15 protein-coding genes, 1 tRNA gene and 1 riboswitch are annotated in these 19,616 nt (G+C 45.4%); of the genes, 9 read left to right on the plus strand and 7 right to left on the minus strand.

Going from position 1 to position 19,616, the window contains the following annotated elements; translation table 11 throughout:
- Window position 1: 1 nt before the first annotated feature.
- The 6 genes from rsxD to ABMY42_RS07520 form a co-directional block, all read right to left on the minus strand.
- Entirely contained in the window at window positions 2-1,048 is a 1,047-nt protein-coding gene (rsxD, locus tag ABMY42_RS07495) for an electron transport complex subunit RsxD (RefSeq protein WP_009702728.1), read from the minus strand.
- Entirely contained in the window at window positions 1,048-3,774 is a 2,727-nt protein-coding gene (gene rsxC / locus ABMY42_RS07500; protein ID WP_349266165.1) for an electron transport complex subunit RsxC, read from the minus strand. Before rsxC ends, rsxD begins: the two co-directional genes overlap by 1 nt.
- A gap of 8 nt (window positions 3,775-3,782) precedes the next feature.
- Entirely contained in the window at window positions 3,783-4,376 is a 594-nt protein-coding gene (gene rsxB, locus ABMY42_RS07505; RefSeq protein ID WP_005444686.1) for an electron transport complex subunit RsxB, read from the minus strand.
- 3 nt (window positions 4,377-4,379) lie between these two features.
- Entirely contained in the window at window positions 4,380-4,958 is a 579-nt protein-coding gene (gene rsxA, locus ABMY42_RS07510) for an electron transport complex subunit RsxA (RefSeq protein WP_005425202.1), read from the minus strand.
- A 310-nt stretch (window positions 4,959-5,268) separates the two neighbouring features.
- The gene (gene pflB, locus ABMY42_RS07515) at window positions 5,269-7,566 is read right to left on the minus strand and encodes a formate C-acetyltransferase (RefSeq protein ID WP_009702726.1); all 2,298 of its coding nucleotides are present in this window, start codon (window positions 7,564-7,566) and stop codon (window positions 5,269-5,271) included.
- 654 nt (window positions 7,567-8,220) lie between these two features.
- Window positions 8,221-8,296: transfer RNA gene (locus ABMY42_RS07520), tRNA-Asn, on the minus strand.
- A gap of 559 nt (window positions 8,297-8,855) precedes the next feature.
- On the opposite strand from ABMY42_RS07520, the gene uvrB reads away from it, so the two are divergent.
- The 3 genes from uvrB (at window position 8,856) to luxU (ending at window position 13,221) form a co-directional block, all read left to right on the plus strand.
- Window positions 8,856-10,886, plus strand: a complete 2,031-nt coding sequence (gene uvrB, locus ABMY42_RS07525; protein WP_349266166.1) for an excinuclease ABC subunit UvrB — start codon at window positions 8,856-8,858, stop codon at window positions 10,884-10,886.
- Window positions 10,887-11,476: 590 nt separating this feature from the next.
- Window positions 11,477-12,880, plus strand: a complete 1,404-nt coding sequence (luxO, locus tag ABMY42_RS07530; protein WP_005444697.1) for a quorum-sensing sigma-54 dependent transcriptional regulator LuxO — start codon at window positions 11,477-11,479, stop codon at window positions 12,878-12,880.
- Window positions 12,877-13,221, plus strand: a complete 345-nt coding sequence (gene luxU / locus ABMY42_RS07535) for a quorum-sensing phosphorelay protein LuxU (RefSeq protein ID WP_005444699.1) — start codon at window positions 12,877-12,879, stop codon at window positions 13,219-13,221. Before luxO ends, luxU begins: the two co-directional genes overlap by 4 nt.
- Window positions 13,222-13,335: 114 nt before the next feature.
- Here the strand turns inward: luxU and ABMY42_RS07540 are convergent, their stop codons facing one another.
- Window positions 13,336-14,229: a YvcK family protein gene (locus ABMY42_RS07540; protein WP_005444701.1), complete on the minus strand. Its 894-nt coding sequence runs from the start codon at window positions 14,227-14,229 to the stop codon at window positions 13,336-13,338.
- Window positions 14,230-14,404: 175 nt separating this feature from the next.
- Window positions 14,405-14,538: riboswitch (molybdenum cofactor riboswitch) on the plus strand.
- Here ABMY42_RS07540 and moaA point away from each other — a divergent pair.
- The 6 genes from moaA (at window position 14,527) to ABMY42_RS07570 (ending at window position 19,540) form a co-directional block, all read left to right on the plus strand.
- Window positions 14,527-15,516 (plus strand): GTP 3',8-cyclase MoaA, encoded by a 990-nt coding sequence (gene moaA, locus ABMY42_RS07545; RefSeq protein WP_005444703.1) that lies wholly within the window; start codon window positions 14,527-14,529, stop codon window positions 15,514-15,516. (Overlaps the previous riboswitch by 12 nt.)
- Before the next feature lie 101 nt (window positions 15,517-15,617).
- Window positions 15,618-16,130 (plus strand): molybdenum cofactor biosynthesis protein B, encoded by a 513-nt coding sequence (gene moaB / locus ABMY42_RS07550; RefSeq protein WP_005433210.1) that lies wholly within the window; start codon window positions 15,618-15,620, stop codon window positions 16,128-16,130.
- A 26-nt stretch (window positions 16,131-16,156) separates the two neighbouring features.
- The gene (gene moaC, locus ABMY42_RS07555; RefSeq protein WP_005444714.1) at window positions 16,157-16,633 is read left to right on the plus strand and encodes a cyclic pyranopterin monophosphate synthase MoaC; all 477 of its coding nucleotides are present in this window, start codon (window positions 16,157-16,159) and stop codon (window positions 16,631-16,633) included.
- On the plus strand, window positions 16,633-16,890 hold the full coding sequence (gene moaD / locus ABMY42_RS07560) for a molybdopterin synthase sulfur carrier subunit (RefSeq protein ID WP_349266167.1): 258 nt from the start codon (window positions 16,633-16,635) through the stop codon (window positions 16,888-16,890). The genes moaC and moaD overlap by 1 nt, the downstream gene beginning before the upstream one ends.
- A 1-nt stretch (window position 16,891) precedes the next feature.
- Window positions 16,892-17,347 (plus strand): molybdopterin synthase catalytic subunit MoaE, encoded by a 456-nt coding sequence (gene moaE / locus ABMY42_RS07565; RefSeq protein ID WP_009702831.1) that lies wholly within the window; start codon window positions 16,892-16,894, stop codon window positions 17,345-17,347.
- Between the two features lie 561 nt (window positions 17,348-17,908).
- Window positions 17,909-19,540 carry an ABC transporter substrate-binding protein gene (locus tag ABMY42_RS07570; protein WP_009702147.1) on the plus strand — a complete coding sequence of 544 codons (1,632 nt, stop codon included), beginning with the start codon at window positions 17,909-17,911 and terminating at the stop codon, window positions 19,538-19,540.
- The last annotated feature ends 76 nt before the right edge of the window (window positions 19,541-19,616 follow it).

Raw genomic sequence — 19,616 nt, forward strand, 5'->3', positions numbered from 1 at the left:
CTCAGTGACCGTAAGTTCTTGGTTTGGTGTAGTAGTCGATCAACGGTACACACATATTGGCAAGCAGAACGGCAAAGGCAACGCCATCTGGGAAACCGCCCCAACTACGAATAATAAATACCAATGCACCAATCAGCGCACCAAAAATCAAACGACCTTTCACGGTAGTGGATGCTGATACAGGATCAGTTGCGATAAAGAATGCGCCCAACATCGTAGCACCCGAAAGTAGGTGGAAGATTGGTGAAGCAGTTTCTCCTGGTGTGATTAAGCTAAATACTGTGCTAAACAGCGCCAAACTGCCTAGGAAGCCAACAGGAATGTACCATTGGATGATGCGCTTTTTGATCATAACCAGTCCACCGACTAAGTAAGCAAGGTTTACCCATTGCCAACCGATACCAGCAAGACCACCAAACATAGGTTGTGATAGCACTTCACTTGGTGTCGCACCAGTGTGGATACCGGTTTTAAATGCGTCTAATGGGGTTGCCATTGTCACGCCATCCACTCCAGCGCGAACTTGTTGTAGTGACAAGCCATCAAAATCATAACCAGTGAAGATCAGAGATAACGCGTCTGCAAAACTAACGTGCTCAGACATCAATGAAACAGGTGCGCTCCAACTTGTCATCTGGACAGGGAAGGAGATAAGTAGCACCACGTAGGCGACCATCGCTGGGTTAAATAGGTTTTGACCAATACCGCCGTATAGGTGCTTCGCGATCACGATGGCAAAAATCAAGCCGATGACCATGATCCACCACGGAGACCATGGTGGGATAGCAACGGCTAATAACCATGCTGTCACGATGGCACTGTTATCACGAAGTGCACGCATTGGTGAACGCTTACGCACAAGCATGACTAGCGCTTCTAGCGACACCGCGACCGCAATAGCGAACACAAGTTGAATGATGGTGCCCCAACCAAAGAAGTAGGTTTGAGCCACTAAGCCAGGAATTGCACACAGCGCTACCCATTTCATCAAATCAGGCGTACTACGACGGCTGTGAGCGTGTGGTGAACTGGCAATAAAAAACGACATTACTCGTTCTCCTCAGTATTGTTCTTATTCGCTTCTTGCTGAGCCTTACGCGCTTTAGCGCGGGCAATCGCAGCGGCAACTGCAGCTTTCTTCGGATCCACTTCTGGCTCTTCAGAAGGCGCTTCTTCAACGGATTCAGATTGTGCTTCTTGCTGAGCCTTACGTGCTTTAGCGCGGGCAATGGCAGCGGCAACTGCAGCTTTCTTTGGATCCACTTCTGGCTCTTCAGAAGGCGCTTCTTCAACGGATTCAGATTGTGCTTCTTGCTGAGCCTTACGTGCTTTAGCGCGGGCAATGGCAGCGGCAACTGCAGCTTTCTTCGGATCCACTTCTGGCTCTGCAGAAGGCGCTTCTTCAATGGATTCAGCTTGTGATTCTTGCTGAGCCTTACGTGCTTTAGCACGAGCAATCGCAGCGGCAACTGCGGCTTTCTTTGGATCTTCAACTTGCTCTGCAGGCGCTTCCGCTTCAACAGATTCTGTTTGTGCTTCTTGCTGAGCTTTGCGTGCTTTAGCGCGAGCAATGGCTGCGGTAACAGCGGCTTTTTTCGGATCTTCAGCTTGTTCAGCAGGAGCTTCCGTTTCTACAGGTTCTGTAGAGTTTTCTTGCTTAGCTTTGCGCGCTTTTGCACGAGCAATCGCTGCAGCAACTGCGGCTTTCTTCGGATCTTCCGCTTGTTCTGCAGGTGCTCCCGTTTCAACAGATTCTGTTTGTGCTTCTTGCTGAGCTTTGCGCGCTTTTGCACGAGCAATGGCAGCAGCTACAGCAGCTTTCTTAGGATCACCACCTTGCTGTTCAGACGTTTCTGATTCTACAGGTTCGGTTGAATCCTCTTGTTGTGCTTTTTTCGCTTTAGCTCTGGCGATAGCTGCCGCGACGGCTGTTTTCTTGTCACCAGCTTCAGCAGGTGTTGATGTGTCTTCTTGCTGAGCTTTCTTGGCTTTTGCACGGGCAATAGCGGCTGCAACTGCAGACTTCTTATCGTCAGCATTATCCTCAGATGTGGCACCTTGCTCTTTTTGTGCTTTACGCTCACGAGCAATACGTTTGCGCTCTTCGCGTAGCTTCGCCATTTCTGAGTTATCAGGTTCTGCTGCGCCAGATTGAGCTGCTGCAGCTTGTTTTGCTTTTGCTTTGGCAATCGCGGCAGCAACCGCTGGTTTCACTGCTGGTTCCGCTTTCGCTTCAGCGTTCTCTTTTTGCGCTTTCACACGAGCGATCGCTGCTGCAATCGCATCGTCACCACCAGATGCTTTCATGTCTTTACGACGATCATCCGCGGCTTTCTTGAAGCGATTCTCACGTTCTGCTTTTTCGCGTTCCATACGCGCTTTTTTCTCTTCAAAGCGCAGTTTAGCTCGTTCAGCGGCTGCCGCTTCTTGAGCGCGAGTACGGATTTCAGCTTTCGCTTGACGATAATATTGAACCAGTGGAATCTCACTTGGACACACAAATGCACACGCACCACATTCAATACAGTCTTTTAAGTTCAGCTCTTCCAGCTTGTCGTATTCTTGGCTTTTCGCATACCACTGGAGCTGCTGTGGCAGTAGTGAGGCAGGGCATGCCTCAGCACATTGGCTACAACGAATGCATTCCATTTCGTGTTGGTCAGAGGCGATCTCACGACGTTTCGGTGCCAGAATACAGTTTGCCGTTTTAGTGATAGGAACCTGAGCGTGAGGTAGGGTAAAGCCCATCATTGGACCACCCATGATCAGACGCTGCAGTTTTTTATCTGCTTTGTAGCCAAACTCGTCTAAAAGTGCTTGTACTGGCGTGCCAAGAAGCGTCCAAACGTTACGTGGTTGCTTGAAGGTCTTACCCGTCAGAGTCACGATGCGATTTACTACAGGTTCGCCATCGATCACTGCACGCTTAATTGAGTAGAGAGAACCAACGTTTTGAACCAGGATGCCAATATCGGCAGGGATAGCACCGCTAGGAACTTCTTTATTGGTCAAAATCTTGATGAGCTGCTTCTCACCACCAGAAGGGTATTTGGTTGGGATAACGCGGATCACGATGTCTTTGTTCATCGCCGCTTGTTCCAGTGCTTTGATTGCTGCTGGCTTGTTATCTTCAATACCGATGATGGTCAGTTTTGGCTTAAGGATATGCTCGACGATCTCGATCCCTTGGATCAATTCGTCAGCATGTTCTTGCATGAGTTTGTCATCGGCGGTGATGTAAGGCTCACATTCGGCTGCGTTGACAATAAGAATTTCGGTACGTGCGATACCCGATTGGATCTTCTTAGCAGTAGGGAAGCCTGCGCCACCCATGCCAGAGATACCAGCAAGGCGAATCACATCGATTAACGCATCAGCGGATTCTTGAGTGTAATCGGCAACGGGCGTTTTCTCACACCAAGCATCGTTACCATCAGGTGTAATCACTGCGCACAGTTCGCTCAAACCCGATGGGTGAGCAACGGTTCGTGGCTCAATAGCCGTCACTTGACCGGAAGTTGGTGCATGAACCGGAACGGTAAAGCCACTGTCTGACGCCGTTAGTTGCTGACCTTTCAACACCTTATCGCCAACAGCAATCAATAGATTACCTGCTTTACCTATGTGTTGTTTTAGAGGTAGGACGATTTCCGACGGAATGGCTGCATGAACCAATTCAGTTTTGTTGGATTGCTTTTTGTTTTCTGCCGGATGCACGCCACCTGGGAAATCCCATAGCGAACCAGTACGAATTTGTTCAATCAAAGACAACATACGAAACCTTATTTAATTGAATCAGTCACGTTCGCTGCACTGGCAGCATCCGTAATGTTAACCACTGGAATGGCGTTAAGTTTCCACTTCCAGCTCTCTGTGGTGGTTTCCACAGGAATCATTTCAATACAGTCGGTTGGACAAGGAGCAACGCACAAGTCACAACCCGTACACTCGTCTTTGATCACGGTATGAAGCGCTTTGGTACCACCGACAATCGCATCCACAGGACACGCTTGAATGCACTTGGTACAACCGATACACATGTCTTCATGGATGAAGGCAACCGTTTTGACTTTGTTGTCGAGGTCGTGTGCCGACTCTTCCGCTTCGACACCCATCAAATCCGCCAGTTTTTCAATGGTCGCTTGACCACCTGGGGGACACTTGTTGATTTGATCGCCGTTAGCAATCGCTTCTGCGTACGGACGACAACCTGGGTAGCCACACTGACCACACTGAGTTTGAGGAAGAATAGAATCGATTTGATCGACGATCGGGTCGGCTTCTACTTTGAAGCGAATCGACGCAAAACCGAGTATGGCCCCAAATACAGCGGCAAGCGCTGCAAGGGCAATGATCGCAATTAAAATAGTACTCATTGTCTACTTCACCAAACCAGTAAAGCCCATGAAGGCAAGAGACATAAGACCTGCGGTGATCATCGCAATCGAAGCACCTTTAAACGGTACAGGTACGTCAGCTGCAGCAATACGTTCACGCATTGAGGCAAATAGGATCAATACCAAAGAGAAGCCAACTGCCGCACCAAAACCGTAAATGATCGATTCAATGAAGTTGTGGTTTTCATTGATGTTAAGCAGGGCAACACCCAAAACAGCACAGTTCGTTGTAATCAATGGTAGGAAGATACCCAACAGACGATAAAGCGTCGGGCTGGTTTTGTGCACGACCATTTCGGTGAACTGTACAACAACAGCGATCACCAAAATAAAGCTCATGGTTCGTAGATATTCGATGCCCAGTGGACGTAAAACATAGCTTTCCACTAAGTATGCACACACAGACGCGAGCGTTAGTACAAAAGTTGTAGCTAAGCCCATGCCAATTGCTGTTTCCAGTTTTTTAGACACGCCCATAAAAGGACACAAGCCCAAAAACTTCACCAGTACAAAGTTGTTCACCAGCACAGTGCCGACCAACAACAAAATATATTCGGTCATAGTTATTACGTTCTTAAAATCCGATCCCAATATTATCGTGTTTTGTGACACCAATAACAACCAAAGAACGGTGTGGTTTTATGCACCCGATGGAAAATTATACGTGTATGTGATGTGAGTGGATGGATTAATAAGAAATTGAAAAGTTTGGTGAATGGTTGTTAACAAAGGAAAACGCAATTTTTGTTACTGATTTAACGCACGCTTTGCTGGCGGCTTCACTCTTCATTTCTTGGATAAAACGAAATAGAAAATGCTCATACCCCTAATGGGCAGGGGGATGAGCTAAGGTTAACGTTTCTAAATTGACTTACAGTTTTTCTGTAAAGGTACGGCTGATAACGTCTTGTTGCTGCTCTCTCGTTAGCGAGTTAAAACGTACTGCGTAACCAGACACTCGAATCGTCAATTGAGGGTATTTTTCAGGATGTTCAACCGCATCTAACAGCATCTCTCGGTTGAGAACATTAACATTGAGATGCTGACCACCTTCAATCGCAATAGCCTCATTGCTTGCTTCATGATGGAAGTACCCATCCATTAGTGCTGCAAGGTTCTTCTTCTGGCTTGACTCATCTTTACCTAATGCGTTGGGTACAATTGAGAAGGTGTAAGAAATGCCATCTTTCGCGTAAGCAAACGGCAGTTTGGAAACCGAAGCTAACGAAGCAACCGCTCCTTTTTCATCACGACCATGCATTGGGTTTGCACCTGGACCAAACGGCATACCTGCGCGGCGACCATCTGGCGTGTTACCCGTTTTTTTGCCGTAAACCACGTTAGATGTGATGGTTAGGATCGACTGAGTTGGCACAGCTTCACGATAAGTGTGCATCTTCTGAATTTTTTTCATGAAGCGCTCTACTAGATCACAAGCGATGTCATCAACGCGTGGATCATTGTTACCGAATTTCGGGTAGTCACCTTCGATTTCAAAATCAACGGCGATGCCATTCTCGTCTCGAATCGGTTTCACTGTTGCGAATTTGATTGCAGCTAAAGAGTCTGCCACCACAGATAGACCCGCAATACCACACGCCATGGTTCGATGTACGTCACGATCCATCAGTGCCATTAATGACGCTTCGTAGCTGTAACGGTCATGCGAGTAATGGATGATGTTCAACGCAGTGACATATTGAGTCGCTAACCATTCCAACATGTTATCGAAGCGCGGCATTAGTGCGTCAAAGTCGAGAATTTCATCTTGAACTTTTTCTACAGATGGACCTACTTGCGCTTTAGATTTCTCGTCTATGCCGCCGTTGATTGTGTATAGCAGCGCTTTTGCAAGGTTGGCTCGTGCGCCAAAGAACTGCATGTGTTGACCAACAATCTGTGGACTCACACAACAAGCTATCGCGTAATCGTCGTTATTGAAATCTGGGCGCATCAGATCGTCGTTTTCGTACTGAACGGAAGACGTATCAATTGACACTTTTGCTGCGTATTGCTTAAACGTCTCTGGTAATTGCTCTGACCACAGGATCGTCATGTTTGGCTCTGGTGCTGGTCCCATAGTATGCAATGTATGTAAGTAGCGGAATGTCGTTTTAGTTACGAGCGTGCGACCATCTACCCCCATCCCAGCCATGGCTTCTGTTGCCCAGATTGGGTCACCAGAAAACAGTGAATCGTATTCTGGTGTACGCAGGAAGCGAACCATGCGCAATTTCATGATGAAGTGGTCGATCATCTCTTGCGCTTGTGATTCATCAATCAAACCATTTGCGATATCGCGTTCTAGATAAACGTCTAAGAAGGTTGATGTTCGACCCAATGACATTGCAGCGCCATTTTGTGATTTAACCGCCGCTAGGTAGCCAAAGTAGGTAAATTGAATCGCTTCTTGTGCTGTTTTTGCGGGTAGCGACATATCAATGCCGTATTTCAGACCCATTTGACGAATGTCTTCAAGTGCTTGAACTTGATCGGCAATCTCTTCACGCAGGCGAAGTGTCTTTTCAAGATCACTGCCACGCTCTAGGAAAGTTTGTGTTGAGTTGTATTGCTCTTTTTTATCTGCTTTTAAGAATTCGATACCGTAAAGGGCGATACGTCGGTAATCACCGATGATACGTCCACGACCATAAGCATCTGGAAGACCAGTAATGATGCCTGATTTACGACACGCTAGGATCTCTTTGGTGTACAGATCGAAACACGCTTTGTTGTGAGTTTTGCGGTATTCGGTGAAGATCTTTTCTACGGTTGGGTCTAGCTCTCGACCGTACACCTCGCACGAGTTTTTCACCATACGAATGCCGCCATTGGCGATAATGGCACGTTTGAGTGGCTGTTCGGTTTGTAAGCCAACGATCTTTTCTAAATCTTTGTTGATGTAACCCGCATCGTGAGAAGTAATTGTTGATGGCAGAGCGGTATCGAAATCAACAGGCGCGTGTGTGCGGCTTTCTTGTTTAATGCCTTCAAGCACTTGGTTCCACAATGCTGACGTAGATTCACTTACCTCAGCTAAGAAGGACTCGTCTCCTTCATAAGGGGTGTAGTTTTTTTGGATGAAGTCACGAGTGTTGACAGCATTTTGCCATTCACCAGCAGCGAATCCAGTCCATGCGTCAAGCATATCAGTCGTCGGAATAGTCATTAGTAAATCCCTAAGTTATTGATAAATAGAATGGAGGCGACGAGTAGGACGGAACCATTCTTAACCCTTTCAATCGTATGGACTTACCATCTATGAGTAAAATGAATGCTTTTCATTTTTTAAATGATTAAAATGCATTAATATTTAAATCATGGGTTTATGGTTGGCTTTTGCTTTTGGAACCACACATTTAATGCTTGGTATCGTGAATTTATCGGCGAATTAAAAGTATACCCAAGTGACTTCAAGATGCAGGATTCAGAGCGTTGTCATTGATTCGAGAGTAAGGAAAACAACGCAGTGTAATAGCCAGCTCTTTCCAAGTTGTTTGACGCAGCAATCGGGTCAATGACACGCTCCCAAAGGGCGAGCTGCCTTGGCTTGTATACTTTGTTGCCGATTCTTGATTTAGACCCACTAAACCTTTAAATCGCCGCCGCGTCTACAAACCAAGTCAGTCTCACTGAACCTAGCATCTCGAGGTTACTTGGGTATAAAACAGAGTAATGAGCAGATTTGCCGTCATTCGAATTAGGAAGAAGCGGTGTGTATGAAGAGATTGTGTAACTGTATTTACTAAGCTTATTTGTGCTGAGATTCTAGAGGAGCAGATACGAAAAAGCCGCGTCTTTCGACACGGCTTTGTCTGGAATTTGGCTCCTCCTGCTGGATTCGAACCAGCGACCTGCGGATTAACAGTCCGTCGCTCTACCGACTGAGCTAAGGAGGAATTGCTTTGCTTGAAAGCGGGTCGAATCTTACCGAGCACCTATATTTCTGTCAACACCTAAAAAACACATTTCTAGTAAAAAATAATGGAATTTTATCTTTACTTTCTTGTAATCCTTGCCAGTAAAGGGCTGGAGTTACTTATCCACCAAATTTGTGGATAACTATGTTGATGAGATCTGAGTAAAGATCTTTTATATGCAACAGTGTTGTTTTGTTTTGAATTTTTAAGCAGAAATAGGCACTGAATAAGCAAATAAAACAGTGATTTATTTAGATTGACGCAGAATTAGTTAAAGTGGATAAAATTTAGCCTTTTGGGGATAAAGGATAATATTAGGTCTTTCTGGGGAAAAGTTGTGGAAACTAAATTGTGATGATTTGGGGAGTATCACCAAGTAGGGCGAAAGACTATAACAGAGTCACCAGACTAAGGCTAGATCAAAATAGAGAAAGCACAAAAATTAGTAACAATGAGCTATAAATCTAAAATAGACGTAGATTTCATCTAATAAGGTGTATATATATACAGCCAAAGTGCAGTAAATTTGAGGAAGGGTATGAGTAAAGTTTATGAACTGGTCTCTGAGTATCAACCATCTGGTGATCAGCCAACCGCTATCAAACAGTTATTGGAAGGGTTAGACGCAGGTCTTGCTCATCAGACGCTATTGGGTGTAACTGGCTCAGGTAAAACATTCACGTTGGCAAATGTGATTGCGCAAGCGCAGCGTCCTGCCATCCTCCTTGCACCAAACAAAACGCTGGCAGCTCAGCTGTATGGTGAGATGAAAGCCTTCTTCCCAAATAATGCCGTAGAGTACTTCGTCTCTTACTATGATTACTACCAACCCGAAGCATACGTTCCAACGACGGACACCTTTATTGAAAAGGATGCTTCAGTTAACGCTCATATTGAGCAAATGCGTTTATCGGCCACTAAAGCCTTACTAGAACGCAAAGATGCGATCATCGTAGCGTCGGTATCGGCTATTTATGGTTTGGGTGATCCGGAATCGTATCTGCAAATGATGTTGCACCTGCGCCGTGGAGATGTGATTGATCAACGTGATATGCTGCGCCGTCTTGCAGAGTTGCAATATTCTCGCAATGACGTTGCATTCGAACGCGGTCAGTTCCGCGTTCGTGGTGAAGTGATTGATATCTTTCCGGCAGAATCAGACCAAGATGCGGTCCGTGTCGAAATGTTTGATGATGAAGTGGATTGCATTAGCGTATTCGACCCTCTGACTGGAGTGGTGAAACAGCGTGACTTACCACGTTATACCATCTATCCAAAGACTCACTATGTGACCCCGCGTGATCGTATCCTTGATGCGATTGAAAGCATCAAAGATGAGCTTGAAGTTCGCAAGAAGCAGTTGCTAGATAACAACAAGCTTCTAGAAGAACAACGCATCAGCCAACGAACTCAGTTCGATATTGAGATGATGAACGAGCTAGGCTTCTGTTCAGGTATCGAAAACTACTCCCGTTACTTAAGTGGTCGAGCGGAGGGTGAGCCGCCCCCAACACTATTCGATTACTTACCTCATGATGGTTTACTGATCATCGACGAATCGCACGTTACGGTTCCACAAATTGGTGCGATGTATAAAGGTGACCGTTCGCGTAAAGAGACGTTGGTGGAGTTTGGCTTCCGTTTACCTTCAGCATTGGATAACCGTCCGATGAAGTTTGAAGAATTTGAGGCGATTTCTCCACAAACGATATTTGTATCAGCGACACCAGGTAACTACGAGCTGGAAAAATCGGCCGATGAGATTGCTGATCAGGTTGTACGCCCAACGGGTCTGCTCGATCCGGAATTGGAAGTACGTCCGGTATCGACTCAAGTTGATGACTTGTTGTCTGAAATTCGCATTCGAGCGGCGAAAGATGAGCGTGTTCTGGTGACAACGTTAACCAAGCGTATGGCAGAAGACTTGACCGAATACCTTCACGAGCACGATGTGAAAGTTCGATACCTTCACTCAGATATCGACACCGTTGAGCGTGTAGAAATTATTCGCGACCTTCGTTTAGGTGAGTTCGACGTGTTGGTAGGGATCAACTTGTTGCGAGAAGGTCTCGATATGCCCGAAGTATCGCTGGTGGCGATCTTGGATGCAGATAAAGAAGGCTTCTTGCGTTCAGAGCGTTCATTGATTCAGACCATTGGGCGTGCAGCTCGTAACATCAAAGGTAAAGCGATTCTTTACGCAGATTCGATCACTAAATCGATGAAGAAAGCAATGGACGAAACGGATCGTCGCCGTGAGAAGCAAAAGGCATATAACGCAGAGATGGGCATTGAACCTCAAGCCTTGAAGCGCAATATCAAAGACATTATGGAGCTGGGGGATATCACTAAGTCCAAACGTCAACGGAACACTAAGCAAGTTCCGTTATCGAAAGTGGCAGAGCCTTCGCAAACCTACGAAATTATGTCTCCACAGCAGTTGGAGAAAGAGATCAGTCGTCTAGAAGCGGCGATGTACCAACATGCTCAAGATCTGGAATTTGAATTAGCAGCGCAAAAGCGTGACGAAATTGAGAAGTTACGCGAGCAGTTTATCGCTAACAGTTGATTGATTGCTTCATTCCATGCCCAAGTGTTTGTGTTTATACCCAAGTAACCTCGAGATGCTAGGTTCAGCGAGAATGACTTGGTTTGTAGACGCGGCGACGATTTAAAGATCTAGTCACTCTAAATCAAGAATCGGCAACAAAGTATACAAGCCAAGACAACTCGCCCTTCGGGAGCGTGTCATTGCCTCGATTTCTGCGTCAAACAACTTGGAAAGAGCTGGCTATTACGCGGTGTTGTTTTCCTTGAACTCGAATCAATGACAACGCTCTGAATCCTGCATCTTGAAGTCACTTGGGTATACATAAATCGCTTGGGCACTTTTTTTCCCCATACTCAACAGACAAAAAAGAAGCCAATAGGCAGTCGGATCTATTGGCTCGTTTTGTGAACATATCGTTCACTAACAACGTCAGTTGGCTAGGTGACCCGAGGGGTCATTAGTTTAAGAGCATGGTTTGTGCCATAATTTAACCTGTTGATATTCGGTTTAGTTTATTTAGAATACCCACAATCTTACGAATGATTATTTGCAAAATGCAAAGCGTAATGCGATTATTATTTAAAACACAACAAAAAATCGGCTAGGCTATGCAACAAATAACAGAAGGTCAAAAGTCTCGTTATCTACTAATGGTAGAAGACACCGCATCTGTCGCGGCATTGTACCGTTCTTACCTAACGCCACTCGGCATCGATATCAATATTGTTGGTACAGGCAGAGACGCAATCGAAAGTCTGAACCACCGTATTCCTGATCTTATTCTGCTCGATCTTCGTCTACCTGATATGACGGGGATGGATGTATTGCACGCAGTGAAGAAAAGTCACCCAGACGTGCCAATTATCTTTATGACTGCCCATGGCTCTATCGATACTGCGGTAGAAGCAATGCGTCATGGTTCTCAAGATTTCTTAATTAAACCATGTGAAGCTGACCGTTTACGCGTCACGGTAAATAATGCGATCCGTAAAGCTACCAAGCTTAAAAATGAAGCGGATAATCCGGGCAACCAAAATTACCAAGGCTTTATCGGCAGTAGCCAAACCATGCAGCAGGTTTACCGCACTATTGACTCGGCGGCGAGCAGTAAAGCAAGTATTTTCATCACGGGTGAAAGTGGTACTGGTAAAGAGGTGTGTGCCGAGGCAATTCACGCAGCAAGCAAACGTGGTGATAAGCCGTTTATCGCCATTAACTGTGCTGCCATCCCTAAAGATCTGATTGAGAGCGAGCTATTTGGTCACGTAAAAGGTGCATTTACTGGCGCGGCAAATGACCGACAAGGTGCGGCTGAGCTTGCTGACGGTGGCACTTTGTTTCTTGATGAGCTTTGTGAGATGGACCTAGACCTCCAGACAAAGTTACTAAGATTCATTCAAACGGGGACGTTCCAAAAAGTCGGTTCTTCGAAGATGAAGAGTGTGGACGTACGTTTTGTTTGCGCAACGAACCGCGACCCTTGGAAGGAAGTGCAAGAAGGGCGTTTTCGTGAAGACTTGTACTATCGTTTGTACGTGATCCCATTGCACCTTCCACCGCTGCGTGAGCGTGGCGAAGATGTAATTGAGATTGCTTATTCGTTGCTTGGTTATATGTCTCACGAAGAAGGCAAAAGCTTCATCCGCTTCTCGCAAGAGGTGATTGATAGGTTCAATAGTTATGAATGGCCGGGTAACGTTCGTCAGTTGCAAAACGTACTGCGCAACATTGTGGTATTGAACAACGGCAAAGAGATTACGTTAGACATGCTGCCACCGCCGTTGAACCAGCCAGTGGTTCGTCAATCGGCATCAAAATTTATTGAACCTGACATTTTGACGGTGTCAGACATTATGCCGCTTTGGATGACTGAGAAAATGGCCATCGAGCAGGCGATTCAAGCGTGTGATGGCAATATTCCACGCGCTGCGGGCTACTTAGATGTCAGCCCATCGACGATTTATCGCAAGTTGCAAGCTTGGAATAGCAGGGACGAAAAACAAAACGTATGAGTATGAACGTATTAAATCAGCAAAAGATTGAAGAGCTGTCTGCTGAGATAGGCAGTGATAATGTGCCCGTTTTGCTTGATATTTTTTTAGGGGAAATGGACACCTATATAACCCGATTATCTGATCTTAAAGGCAATGAGCAATTGATCTATTTGAAAGAGATCAGCCACGCACTCAAAAGCAGTGCTGCAAGCTTTGGTGCAGATCGACTGTGTGATTTGGCTATTGCGATCGACCGAAAAGCGAAGTCGAATCAGTTAGCCGAGCAGGGTGAGGATGCCACAGAGATGCTCGCTTTGCTTGATGTCACACGCGATGCCTATCGCTCTTGGACAAACTAGCGCTTTGTTGACGCTATTCAATGAGCACTAAAACATAAAGCTCTTCCGGTGTGGAAGGGCTTTTTCATTCGACCAAATGGCTCTAGCTGGAGTCGTTTTCTCGATGCGAACTTTCTAGTTCGACGGCAACTGGTTTTCAATCGCAAGTTTGAGCTTGTCTCGATCATGACGCCAATCGCGATTAGTAGAAGCTAACGACTCGGTGACCACATTCCAGTTCTCAAGCACCTCTGGCTCTGTTTCTTCTGCCAATACGACATCAATCTTTCTTCCTTGGCAAGCACGCTCGCACCATTCGAGTTTTTGCTTCATTGTCATACGCCCAGCAGGACCATACTCTGGACTCAAGTTGGCGACAAAAATCACTTTTGCAGTTTGATTTGCGGCAATAGCTTTACCCAATTCAGGTAGGAGCAGTGGCGGCATAATGCTTGTTAAGAAACTTCCGGGACCAAGAATGATGGCGTCAGCTTCAGCAAGCGCTGTCACAGCTTCTTTGGTTGCGGGAACTTCTGGTGATAGATCGAGGCGACGCAAATCGGTATCCATCTCATCGACGTTGGTTTCGCCTGTAACCCATTGCCCATCGACCGATAATGCGGTGAGATCGGAAGGGTGCTCAGACATAGGAAGAATGTTGACGTCGACTTTCAACATATTGCGAATAAGGTTAATCGCTTCTAATGGGCGTACCGATAGGTTATCCAGAGCGGTCAGCATTAGGTTACCTAGGTTGTGTCCGTCGAGTTCGCCAGTACCTTTGAAGCGATATTCGAACATCATGGAACTGATTGATGGTTCAGTGATCAACTGGTTGATACAGTTACGCGTATCACCCCATGCAATACCCCCTTGGCAATGGCGAATACGACCGGTTGAACCGCCATTGTCGGTTGTTGCAACAATGCCAGTTGCATTGCTGCCAAAATCTTTTAATGCTGCCAACATACGGCCTAAACCGTGACCACCACCAACTGCGACCACTTTCTTATCGGTGTAGATATTCATTACGTTCTTCTAATAATCTTGTAAAAAACGACTACAATTTAACTTAATGAGTGCCAAAGGGGTACTCACTAAGCGGTAAATTGTGTTTCTAGAGAGTTTTTTATCACTCAAGTCTGGATTCCATTACAAATATTAAGTATTTTACACGGCAAAGCTATCAGGGGTTTACCTCCTCTGGTTGCCATAACTCCGAGCTCACTATGCTAAGTCTAAGGATAGGCGTTTTGAGCCAGTGACATTCTGTCACAAGGGCATAATTGGAAATGATTATGCCTCCCGTGTTTGGAAAGGTGTTCCGTGGCGCAACAATTCGAAGACAAATTTCATCGTAAGTTCTATTACTTGCGTCTGTCTGTGACTGACGTATGTAATTTCAAATGTACCTATTGCCTTCCTGACGGCTACAAGCCATCGGGCAATAAAAACTCGTCTTTTTTATCTCTCCCTGAGATCAAGCGTGTCGTAAGAGCGTTTGCAGATTGTGGTACCTCAAAGGTCCGCATCACAGGTGGTGAGCCGAGTTTACGCAAAGACTTTACTGACATTATCCACTCTGTCGCAACGACGCCTGGCATCAAAAAAGTCGCTACAACGACTAATGGCTACCGCATGGCGAAACAGGTTGCTGATTGGCGTGAAGCTGGGCTGACTAATATTAATGTTAGTGTGGATAGCCTTGACCCCCGCATGTTCCATCAAATTACTGGTGAAAATAAGTTCACTGAGGTGATGAATGGTATCGAGCGCGCATTTGAAGTGGGTTATGAGCAAGTCAAAGTTAACGTGGTGCTGATGAAAGACCTTAACCACAGTGAGTTGCCTGCTTTTCTTAACTGGATTAAAGACCGTCCAATCCAATTGCGTTTTATTGAGTTAATGCAAACAGGAGAAATGGATGAGTTGTTTGCTAAGCACCATGTCTCTGGTGTTGCGATCCGAAATCAATTAATCGCCAACGGTTGGTTACTGAAAGTCCGTTCTCATAATGATGGACCTGCTCAAGTTTTCGTTCATCCTGATTACAAGGGTGAAATTGGTCTTATCATGCCTTATGAAAAAGACTTCTGTGAGAGCTGTAACCGACTTCGTGTCTCGGCTATGGGTAAACTGCATCTTTGTCTGTTCGGTGAACATGGCGTGGAGTTACGTGACCTGTTAGAGCGCGACGAGCAAGAAAGCGAATTGATTGAACGTATTCAGGCACAGTTGCAAACGAAATCCGTAAGTCACTTCTTGCACGATGGCAACACTGGTATGACGCCGCATCTTGCGTCTATCGGCGGTTAACTCCAATCAGATTTCACATCAGGAGCAGACGTGGCTTCTGATGATTTTTCCAGAATCGATACCTTGCGTATCAAAAAGCAAATTAAAGAATAGGTGAACAAATGGGTCACGCTGAAAGCAAATTTCAACCTGCAAACATTGCCGTTCTAACGGTATCTGACACTCGTACTGAAGAAAACGACACCTCTGGTGGTTACCTAGTTGAACACGCGAAGGAAGCAGGTCATAACGTCGTTGATAAGCAAATCGTAATTGACGATATGTACAAGATCCGTGCGATCGTTTCCCAGTGGATTGCGGATGAAAACGTACAAGCAATCATGATCACTGGTGGTACTGGTTTCACTTCACGTGACAGCACTCCAGAAGCACTTAAGCCTCTATTCGATAAAGAAGTAGAAGGCTTTGGTGAGCTGTTCCGTTTGGTTTCTTATGAAGAAATTGGTACTTCAACCATTCAATCTCGTGCGATTGCTGGTTTCGCTAACCACACTGTTATCTTTGCAATGCCTGGCTCTACAGGTGCGTGCCGCACAGGGTGGACGAAGATCATCAAGCAACAACTAGATGCAAGTCATCGTCCTTGCAACTTTATGCCACACCTATCTGTATAACCTTTCCTAAAAGCGAAGGAAAAACCATGACCCAATTTACACATATCAATGCGTCTGGCGAAGCGAACATGGTCGACGTGTCAGCTAAAGCGGAAACGGTTCGTGAGGCGCGTGCAGAAGCATTCGTTCACATGGCACCTGAAACTCTGCAATTGATTGTTTCTGGCCAACATCATAAAGGTGATGTGTTTGCAACCGCACGCATCGCTGGTATTCAAGCGGCAAAAAAAACGTGGGACCTAATTCCACTTTGCCATCCTCTATTGCTTTCGAAAGTAGAAGTACAACTTGAAGCAATTGAAGCTGAGAACATGGTACGCATTGAATCCGTTTGCAAGCTAGCAGGTAAAACTGGTGTTGAAATGGAAGCGCTAACGGCAGCTTCTGTAGCTGCATTGACGATTTACGATATGTGTAAAGCGGTACAAAAAGACATGGTTATTGGTCAAGTTCGTCTTCTAGAGAAGACGGGTGGTAAATCTGGTCACTTCAAGGCGGAATAATGATTAAAGTTCTTTTCTTTGCTCAAACGCGTGAACTGGTTGGTATCGATGCGCTTGAGCTCGATGATCAATTCAACAATGTTGAAGCGATTCGTGCTCACTTGGTTGAAATTGGTGAAGGTACAGAAGGTAAGTGGGATCTGGCCCTTGAGCCTGGTAAATTGCTTGCTGCAGTAAACCAATCTATTGTTCCTCTGGATGCTGAAGTGAAAGAGGGTGATGAAGTTGCTTTCTTCCCTCCTGTGACAGGAGGTTAAGATGGATCCTCGTGTTTCTGTACAGGCTGAAGACTTTTCTGTTGATCAAGAATATCAGCGCTTGTCGGAAGGCACTGCGTCTGGAGCCGTTGTTACGTTTATCGGTAAGGTTCGTGATATGAATCTTGGTGATAATGTGATCGGTCTGCACTTAGAGCATTATCCTGGAATGACAGAAAAAAGCCTGATCGATATCTGTAATGAGGCGGAGTCACGTTGGCCATTACTTGGGGTCCGTGTGATACATCGTGTTGGTGACCTTGATACCGGCGATCAAATTGTGTTCGTAGGAGTCTCAAGTGCTCATCGAGGTGCGGCATTTGATGCTTGTGAATTCATTATGGATTACCTAAAGACTAAAGCGCCATTCTGGAAAAAAGAACGTACAACGAGCGATAACCGCTGGATTGAGTCACGAGATACTGACCATCAAGCTGCGCAGCGTTGGGAAAAGTAAAACCGTTTTTTATTCTGCGACCAAATCTACTAAAGCCAGATGTTCATCTCATCTGGCTTTTTCTTTTTTTACGATAAAAACGGAGTTTACTTCCTACTTTGACCTGCTGATAAATTCATCACCTTTCCTTCCTTTCACCTCTCGGTGACCTTGTTCACAATAAAAAATATCGAACAAGAGATATGCAATTATTAATTAGACTCAATGTGTCACAAATGTTAATTTTTATACATATATCTAGCATAAGATGCTACCAAAGAGTTTGAATTTAGATTTATCGACAGTTTTGCCTGCCAAATGAACTCGCAAATCTGCATTTATCTACCCAATACAAACTATGTAGTATTTATTGCTAAATATGAGCACTAATTACAGAATTATTAGTTTTTTTGCTACATTTTTATGGCAAATTACTTCAATGATTGCTAATGTGTGCCGCAGTCTTTGTAAGGTTTTAGTGTTTTGTGCTCAGAAAGTGTACTAAAAAATTCTAAAATTCTGACCGTTCCAGTCCCTTGCAGAGAAGTCATGGATGCTAATGAAAAACTTGGAGTTTTACGCATGTATAAGAACAAAATCACCAAAGCCCTTCTTCTAGGTGCTGGTCTGGCAGTGGCTGCCTCTTCTTCTACCGCTTTCGCTGCTGACGTTCCAGCAGGCACTAAACTAGCAGATAAACAAGAACTCGTTCGTGGTAACGGTACTGAAGTTGCAACAATCGACCCGCACAAATCTCAAGGGGTTCCAGAGTCGCATGTGATTCGTGATCTTCTTGAAGGCTTAGTGAACCAAAATGCAGACGGCGACACTATCCCTGGTGTAGCTGAGAGCTGGGAAACCTCAGACAACAAAACTTTCACCTTCCATCTACGTAAAGACGCAAAATGGTCTAACGGCGATCCTGTAACAGCGCAAGATTTTGTATACAGCTGGCAGCGTGCGGTCGATCCTGCGACGGCTTCACCATATTCTTGGTACATGGAATACACCAAGATGAAGAATGCAAAAGACATCGTTGCGGGCAAAAAAGACAAGAGCGAGCTCGGTGTTAAAGCGACTGACGACCACACGCTAGTGGTTGAGCTAGATACCGCCGTTCCTTACTTTGTAATGATGGCTGGTCACACAACAATGAAACCAGTACATAAAGCGACAGTTGAGAAGTTTGGTGATCAGTGGACGAAACCAGAAAACTTCGTAGGTAACGGCGCTTATGTCGTAAACAACTGGGTTGTGAATGAGCGTCTAGAGCTTGTTCGTAACAACGAATACTGGGATAACGACAAAACGGTTATCAACAAAGTAACGTACCTTCCAATTGAGAACGGTGTTGCTGAAATGAACCGTTTCCTATCTGGTGAAATTGATTTCACGTCTAAACTGCCTACAGAGCACTTTAAGCGTCTGAAAAAAGAGCACCCAGAATCAGTATCGGTTGAAGGTAGCCTGTGTACTTACTACTACTCATTCAATACTAAGAAAGAACCATTCAACGACGTTCGAGTTCGTAAAGCGATTTCTTACGCTATCGACCGTAACATCGTAGCAAACGCAATTCTTGGCCAAGGTCAGAAGCCTGCTTACTTCCTAACGCCTGAAATTACAGCGCATTTCAACCCTGAGCTACCAGCTTACGGAAAGATGACGCAAAAAGAGCGTAATGCAGAAGCGGCACGCCTATTGGCTGAAGCGGGTTACGGCAAAGACAACCCACTTAAATTCTCTCTTCTATACAACACGGATGAGAACCACAAGAAACTAGCAGTAGCACTAGGTTCTATGTGGAAGAAAACTCTAGGTCTAGACGTAACGCTAGAAAACCAAGAGTGGAAAACTTACCTATCGACTAAAGACCAAGGTGATTTCGAAGTGGCACGCGCCGGTTGGTGTGGTGACTACAACGAAGCATCTTCATTCCTAACCCTAATGGTTAGCTCGAACACAACTGGTGGTCAGCACTGGGGTAATAAAGAGTACGATGCTCTGATTGATAAAGCGATCAAATCGACTTCTGAAGAAGAGCGTACCAAAATTTACCTAGAAGCTGAGCAACTGATGGCGAAAGATATGCCAATTGCGCCTATCTACCAGTATGTTCGTTCTCGTCTATTAAATCCGCACGTTGGTGGTTTCCCTGCAAACAACGCGGAAGAAAAGATCTACACCAAAGATCTTTACATCAAAGCTGACTAATTAAAGTCACTTCAAAACTATAAGAATAAGGCTCACACGCACCATTGAAGGAGCGTGTGCAGCCTATCATTTACAT

It is taken from the genome of Vibrio sp. SSH13-20 (assembly GCF_040104475.1).
GTDB lineage: Bacteria > Pseudomonadota > Gammaproteobacteria > Enterobacterales > Vibrionaceae > Vibrio > Vibrio harveyi.

Coding starts and splice junctions, on each gene's coding strand:
- rsxD (WP_009702728.1), bottom strand. CDS start 1,048: ATGTCGTTTTTTATTGCCAGTTCACCACACGCTCACAGCCGTCGTAGT.
- rsxC (WP_349266165.1), bottom strand. CDS start 3,774: ATGTTGTCTTTGATTGAACAAATTCGTACTGGTTCGCTATGGGATTTC.
- rsxB (WP_005444686.1), bottom strand. CDS start 4,376: ATGAGTACTATTTTAATTGCGATCATTGCCCTTGCAGCGCTTGCCGCT.
- rsxA (WP_005425202.1), bottom strand. CDS start 4,958: ATGACCGAATATATTTTGTTGTTGGTCGGCACTGTGCTGGTGAACAAC.
- pflB (WP_009702726.1), bottom strand. CDS start 7,566: ATGACTATTCCGACGACTGATATGCTTGACGCATGGACTGGATTCGCT.
- uvrB (WP_349266166.1), top strand. CDS start 8,856: ATGAGTAAAGTTTATGAACTGGTCTCTGAGTATCAACCATCTGGTGAT.
- luxO (WP_005444697.1), top strand. CDS start 11,477: ATGCAACAAATAACAGAAGGTCAAAAGTCTCGTTATCTACTAATGGTA.
- luxU (WP_005444699.1), top strand. CDS start 12,877: ATGAGTATGAACGTATTAAATCAGCAAAAGATTGAAGAGCTGTCTGCT.
- ABMY42_RS07540 (WP_005444701.1), bottom strand. CDS start 14,229: ATGAATATCTACACCGATAAGAAAGTGGTCGCAGTTGGTGGTGGTCAC.
- moaB (WP_005433210.1), top strand. CDS start 15,618: ATGGGTCACGCTGAAAGCAAATTTCAACCTGCAAACATTGCCGTTCTA.
- moaC (WP_005444714.1), top strand. CDS start 16,157: ATGACCCAATTTACACATATCAATGCGTCTGGCGAAGCGAACATGGTC.
- moaD (WP_349266167.1), top strand. CDS start 16,633: ATGATTAAAGTTCTTTTCTTTGCTCAAACGCGTGAACTGGTTGGTATC.
- moaE (WP_009702831.1), top strand. CDS start 16,892: ATGGATCCTCGTGTTTCTGTACAGGCTGAAGACTTTTCTGTTGATCAA.
- ABMY42_RS07570 (WP_009702147.1), top strand. CDS start 17,909: ATGTATAAGAACAAAATCACCAAAGCCCTTCTTCTAGGTGCTGGTCTG.